Genomic DNA, 6,039 nt, shown 5'->3' with positions numbered 1-6,039 from the left:
AAATCCTCCACTATCTCTAGTATAGCAAAGGATTCGAACTTAGTTTATGAAACTGTTATCTGAAAACGAGACTTTCTTCATGCGTTTGTCGTGTGTAAAAATTTCTAGGGAGGGATCAAGACAAGTTCCTATTGGTATCACTAGAAGTTCACTTCATCTGGGTTGTAAGCTCCTGTCACGCCTGTAATGGCTGTGATGGCTGCGATATCTTCCTCTGACAAGACAATATCTTCAAAATCCAAATTTTCCACAATCCGGCTATCTGTCACCGATTTTGGCAATGGTAAAAATCCTTGTGCCCATGACCAAGCTAGAGCGACTTGGGCTACTGTTTTACCATATTTTTCAGCCAAAGAAAGCATGATTGGATGCGTGAATAATTCTCCACGACCAAGCGGACTCCAGGCTTCAATAACGATTTGCTTCTCACGGCAATAGGTCACAATCTCATCTTGATAAACACCTGGTGCAAGACGAATTTGATTGACTGCCGGAACAATAGTTGCCGTTTTTAAGAGTTCATCCAGATGATGGACCATGAAGTTGCTGACACCTATTGATTTGATTTTTCCTTCTGCAACCAATTCTTCCATTGCCCGCCACGCATCTGCATTTGCTTTTTGCCAGCGATCTCTAATCTCTACCGGATTTGGCCAATGAATGAGATACAAGTCCAGATAGTCTAACTGTAATTTTTCCAGAGAGTCAGCAAAGGCTGCTTTTGCTTCTTCATAGCCATGCGCATCATTCCATAATTTTGTGGTAATATAGAGCTCTTCTCGTGCAACACCCGAATCCTTAATCGCACGTCCGATGCTCTCTTCGTTTCCATAAAAAGCTGCTGTATCAATATGACGATACCCTACTTCTAAGGCCTTGCGTACAGCATTGTAAACTTCCTCTCCTTCCTTGGATAAAAACGTTCCAAAACCAAGAGCCGGAATGGTGAGACCATTATTCATTGTATAAGTTTTCATATTTTCCTCCTATTCTTTTACCAAATCTAGTATAGCAAAAAACCAAGTCTCATGCTTGGTTTTACTTGTGACTAATTTTTCGGGTAATCAAGTCGCCCACAAATTGAATAACAAAGATAAAAATCAGAATAAGAAGTGTCGCAAGGAAAGTGACATCATCATTTGAACGTAGATAGCCATATGAAAGAGCGACTTGTCCCAAGCCCCCTGCTCCGATTGCACCAGCCATCGCTGTATAACCCACAAGGGAAATCAAGGTTAGAGTTGTCACACGAATCAAGTCTGGTAATCCTTCACGGAAATAAACCATAATCAAATCACCAAAGGTTGCACCAGAAGCCTGTGCTGCTTCAATAACACCTCCATCAAGCTCAGACAAAACCACTTGAACTTGACGAGCAAAGAAAGGATAGACGGATAGAGATAGGGGCACTAAGGCAGCGTTCATTCCGATAGAGGTTCCCACAATAGCCCTTGTTAATGGCGAAATAGCTGAGAGCAAAATGATAAAGGGAATCCCACGTAAAATAGAAGCAACCTTATCCAAAATCCAAAAGGCTACACGGTTTTCTGCAATCCCACGAGGACCTGTTAAGACGAGGAACAAGCCTGAAATCAAGCCCATAGCCCCACCGATTCCAAAGGAAACAAAGGTCATATAAAAGGTACTATAAATCGCTGTTCCCCAACCAGTTTGGCCACCCCAACCCATTTTATAAATATGGGGGAAATTAGCCTGAATCCATGAAAGCACTTCATTCATTCTAATACTCTCCTTTCAAAATCGTCACCTCTACATTGGCTGTCGTGACAGCTGTTAAGGCTTCACGCAACTGTTCTCTATGTCCCGATAAAATCAAGACCATTTCGCCAACAGGAGTATGGTCTAAAATTTCAATATTGCCGTACAAGATATTTGCAGACACCTGATAAGTCTTGTATAAATCGTTGATAATAGCTGTATCCGTTGCAGAACCCGCATACTTGAATTGTACCAAGAGGCTATCTTCAGGTAGATTTCGAACAATGTCTTGCTGGTAAATTTTAACCAAGGCTTCATCAATTCCTGTTGCTGTTTTGATAAAATCTTGTGTCAACGGCTCTTTTGGATGCGTGAAAATCTCTAAAACAGATCCTTCTTCGATTAGGCGACCGTCTTGCATAACTGCTACGCGATTACAAATATCCTTGACAATCTGCATTTCATGGGTAATCATGACAATGGTCAAGCCCAATTTTTCATTGAGTTCTTGCAGCAAGGCCAAAATCTGCTTGGTTGTTTTTGGGTCAAGGGCAGATGTTGATTCATCTGAAATCAAAATCTTAGGATCATTTGCAAGGGCACGGGCAATGGCCACACGCTGCTTTTGACCACCCGAAAGCTGGGCTGGGTAGTTCTCAGATCGGTCTGCTAGACCAACCAAGTCCAAGAGTTTCGCAACCTTAGCCTTCTTTTCTTCCTTAGACAAACCAGAATGTTTTAAGGCAAAAGCAACATTCTCAGCAGCTGTCATCTGGGCCATAAGATTGAAATGTTGGAAAATCATCCCAATTTCACGGCGTTTGGTTCGCAACTGAGCTGCGTTTAAGGTCACCTTATTCCCTTCAAAAATCACATCATCATTGATACAAATGCGACCAGCTGTTGGGACCTGCAAAAGATTGATGACGCGCACCAAGGTTGACTTTCCAGCACCAGAATAGCCAACAATCCCATAAATATCACCTTGCTCAATATGAATCGTCACGTCTTTCACCGCTTCAATCGTGCGTTTTTTCTGATGAAAGGTCACGTCAATATGATCTAGTGTAATAATCTCCTTACTCATAACTTGCAATCAACTCCTCTACTAACTCAATATGGCTATAATAATCTGCAAGGCTAACATTTTCATCGCCTGCATGGTCGCGACTATTGGCGTTCCCAATTCCAAAACCTGCAATTGGCACACCTAAGGCATGAAAGACCGTATGCATGGGACCAGTACCTGGTGAGGTTGGCAGAATAGCTACTCCTTCTGGTGTCAAGCGCTTTGCAAGCTCAATCACATTCAAAATAGACGGAGCTGACATATCGCTGCGGTGGCTCATTTCTCCCAAAGTAAAGGTCACCTCGACCTGTTCAAAACCATGACTGACTAAGTGCTTGCGAATCTTATCCAAAACATCCTGCGGTTCTAAACCTGGTACGAGACGGACTTCCATTTTAGCACTAGCCTCAGCAGGGATAATGGTTTTCACCCCTTGCCCTAAATAGCCTGTTGAAAATCCCTCAATCGTAATGGACGGCTCGAAAAAGAGGCGTTTTAAAAATGCGGCTCTCTCTGTTGCTAAGGTCGGCAAGGTCAATCCATAAAGTTCTGTCGCCGACTCACTACTTGCTAGAGCAAATTCTTCCACCAAGGCCAGCTCACGTTCATTGGGCTCTTCCACCTGATCATAGATTCCTTCGACCAAAATGCGACCATCACGACCTCGCATGGATTGCAGAGCCGCCATGAGGTACCAACTAGCCGAATCAATCACACCACCATAAGAAGAATGAATGTCTCGTCCTGCACTCTTAACCGCCACATCAAAAGTGACAATCCCCTTATTTCCACCGGCAATCTCCAGTTGACCTAAGATATTCCGAGCGCCTTGTTCCCAAACCAGCAAATCAGCTCCAGCCAAGTGAGACCGGTATTTTTCCAAATACTTATCCAAGTCAACCGAAGCGGACTCTTCTGCCCCTTCCATGATAAAGATGATATTGACAGGTAGCGTTTCATGATCAGCTAAGTATTTTTGAACTGCTGATAAGCGAGCTGTAATATGTCCCTTGTCATCATCTACACCGCGACCATACATGTAACCGTTCCGCACACTAACTTCAAATGGTTGGTCTGTCCAAATCTGGTCACCATCTGCAGGGACCGTATCATAGTGATTGTAGAAAATCAACGTTTTCGTATTTGGCACAGGACTGGTAAAGGTCGCCATGACAAAAGGAGCAGCAAAGCTATCATCCAAGATGACCTCGGCTCCTGCTTCCTCGAAGATTTCTTTCAGGTAGGTTGCAACATCTAGCAAACCTACTTGTTGGGCAAAAATGGACTTCTTTGAAACCAGCACTTTCAGCTTTTCAAAGTAGGCTTGTGCAATGGCATCTGCTTCAAATTTTTTGATTTGTTCTTCTTGTCTTGACATCGTTTTTTTCTCCTGAACCACCGCTACCGTGACGCTGTTTTTTGTAGCATAATCATTCATTATTATACCATGATTTTCTCTCACGATACTTTTTTAAATCAAGTAATCTTTTTGATGTTAAAATGCCATGGGGAAGATCCACCATAGCATTTTATCTTTTTTACCAAACCGGCTCATCCATACCGTCAGAAGACTCTTCAATAACCTTTTTAACATCATCAGTCTGGTAGGCTTTGATGACTTCTTTAATAGCATCTGCTTTTGGTGATTTTTCCCAATCGCTCTTTGCAGCAATCAAGTTGTACCATTGATGTGAATTTTCATCTTTTTGCTCTTTGTAAAGGGCATTCTTGTAATCAAGACCTGCTTCACGCACAAAGTTATTGTTTACTACTGCTGCTGCAACAGATGGAAGTGAGCTAGCTGTTTGACTAGCATCCAATTCTGTGATTTTCAACTTTTTAGGATTTTCCTTGATATTGACAACCGTTGCCAACTCTGTACCAGATACATCTAGTTTAATCAAGCCTGCTGCTTGAAGAAGGTAAAGCGCTCGGCTTTCATTTGTTGGGTCATTCGGTACTGTGATTTCAGCACCATCTGGAATCTCATCAACAGACTTGTATTTGTTTTTCCCATTTTCTGTACCAGAGTAGAGACGAATTGGAGCGATATAGGTATCAGCGACTGCTACTAGATCTTCACCATTTTCCTTGTTCCAGTTTTCTAAGAAATTGTAGTGTTGGAAAGCATTGACATCTACTTCCCCTTCGGCAACAGCTTTATTCGGTTGTGAGTAGTCTGTAAATTGAGTGAACTCTAACTTCACCTTATCTCCAAGAATCTCTTCCACTTTATCCCATCGTGCTTCTTCCGATCCGCTTAGGCTCATTACCCCAATACGAAGAACATTGTCATCTTTTGAAGCTCCTGAGCCACATGCTGCCAACGCTGCAACTGAAGCAACGGCTATTGCTGCTAAACTAACTAATTTTTTCAATTTCATCATTTATACTCCTTAAAAATGAACTATACATAGCTTATCACAGAAATACCATTTTGACCAATATAGAATTTTTATGTACCACTTAAAAATCTTTTATATCTTTTTTGTAAAGTATATAGTTTTTAGCTATACCCTCAATGAAAGAGGTTGGACAACCAGTGAAATAAGCCATAGCCCCAGAAAAAGAGATAAAAGCTAGCTAGCCCAAGAAGATAAGAAAGCGGTTGAGCTAATACTAAACAAGCACTGAAAAATAGGTATTTCTTGCATTTGAGATAGAGGGAGCAAAGAAAGGCCAAGACACCGATAATCGGTACCAGCCAAACGATTGTGATCGTGTGCCAATCTGTTACTGCAAAAAATGGATCTCGTAGCATTTTAGGTGTAAATAGCATTAAAAATGGCGCAATCCAGACGAAAAATCCTAACCCCATAAGATGTACCGTATATTTTTTAATAAAAAGGGAATAAGAATGTGGCATGGGAAACCTCCTTTATGGAAAGAAAATCAGAACAAGTTGAACAGATATGGTAATCGGAAAGGCCAATAAGAGCATTAGGCTCGGTAGCATCCACTTCTTTTCTTTAAAGTAGAGAGAAAATGGAAAGCTAAGCGCCCCTAACAATGGAAGAAGAAAGATTGTTATAACGTAGCCCCATCCTAGATGGTCTTGCGTTATAATGGTCATCTCGTCTGGAAGAAAGAAAGGACTAATCCAGAAAAGAAAACCCACAACGATGTGAACGGCTCCCTGTCAAGTAGACAGTCAAATAATAAAAGATACTAAGCAACCTGATTCCTGAATTCCCAAGGAGTCAGGTTGTTTAATTTTGTTTGATAACGTTGTGTATTGTAAAACTGGATAT

7 protein-coding genes are annotated in these 6,039 nt (G+C 41.6%); all 7 read right to left on the bottom strand.

Annotation, left to right across the window (positions count from 1 at the left end; translation table 11 throughout):
• Positions 1–140: 140 nt before the first annotated feature.
• The gene (locus ABPH35_RS10180; RefSeq protein WP_349989573.1) at positions 141–977 is read right to left on the bottom strand and encodes an aldo/keto reductase; all 837 of its coding nucleotides are present in this window, start codon (positions 975–977) and stop codon (positions 141–143) included.
• 61 nt (positions 978–1,038) lie between these two features.
• Positions 1,039–1,731 carry a methionine ABC transporter permease gene (locus ABPH35_RS10175; RefSeq protein WP_067091361.1) on the bottom strand — a complete coding sequence of 231 codons (693 nt, stop codon included), beginning with the start codon at positions 1,729–1,731 and terminating at the stop codon, positions 1,039–1,041.
• Between the two features lie 10 nt (positions 1,732–1,741).
• A complete protein-coding gene (locus ABPH35_RS10170; RefSeq protein WP_349989574.1) occupies positions 1,742–2,806 on the bottom strand; it encodes a methionine ABC transporter ATP-binding protein in 1,065 nt (354 codons plus the stop codon).
• The gene (locus ABPH35_RS10165) at positions 2,799–4,166 is read right to left on the bottom strand and encodes a M20/M25/M40 family metallo-hydrolase (protein ID WP_349989575.1); all 1,368 of its coding nucleotides are present in this window, start codon (positions 4,164–4,166) and stop codon (positions 2,799–2,801) included. The genes ABPH35_RS10170 and ABPH35_RS10165 overlap by 8 nt, the downstream gene beginning before the upstream one ends.
• Before the next feature lie 160 nt (positions 4,167–4,326).
• Positions 4,327–5,172, bottom strand: a complete 846-nt coding sequence (locus ABPH35_RS10160; RefSeq protein ID WP_349989577.1) for a MetQ/NlpA family ABC transporter substrate-binding protein — start codon at positions 5,170–5,172, stop codon at positions 4,327–4,329.
• A gap of 134 nt (positions 5,173–5,306) precedes the next feature.
• Positions 5,307–5,654: a hypothetical protein gene (locus tag ABPH35_RS10155; RefSeq protein ID WP_349989576.1), complete on the bottom strand. Its 348-nt coding sequence runs from the start codon at positions 5,652–5,654 to the stop codon at positions 5,307–5,309.
• 302 nt (positions 5,655–5,956) lie between these two features.
• Positions 5,957–6,037: an IS3 family transposase gene (locus ABPH35_RS10150; RefSeq protein WP_349988131.1), complete on the bottom strand. Its 81-nt coding sequence runs from the start codon at positions 6,035–6,037 to the stop codon at positions 5,957–5,959.
• Positions 6,038–6,039 lie beyond the last annotated feature (2 nt).

Origin of the sequence: Streptococcus handemini (assembly GCF_040984445.1) — a bacterium.
GTDB lineage: Bacteria > Bacillota > Bacilli > Lactobacillales > Streptococcaceae > Streptococcus > Streptococcus handemini.
Note: the sequence above shows the minus strand (reverse complement) of the source record. Positions and strands in the feature narration are given on the sequence as shown.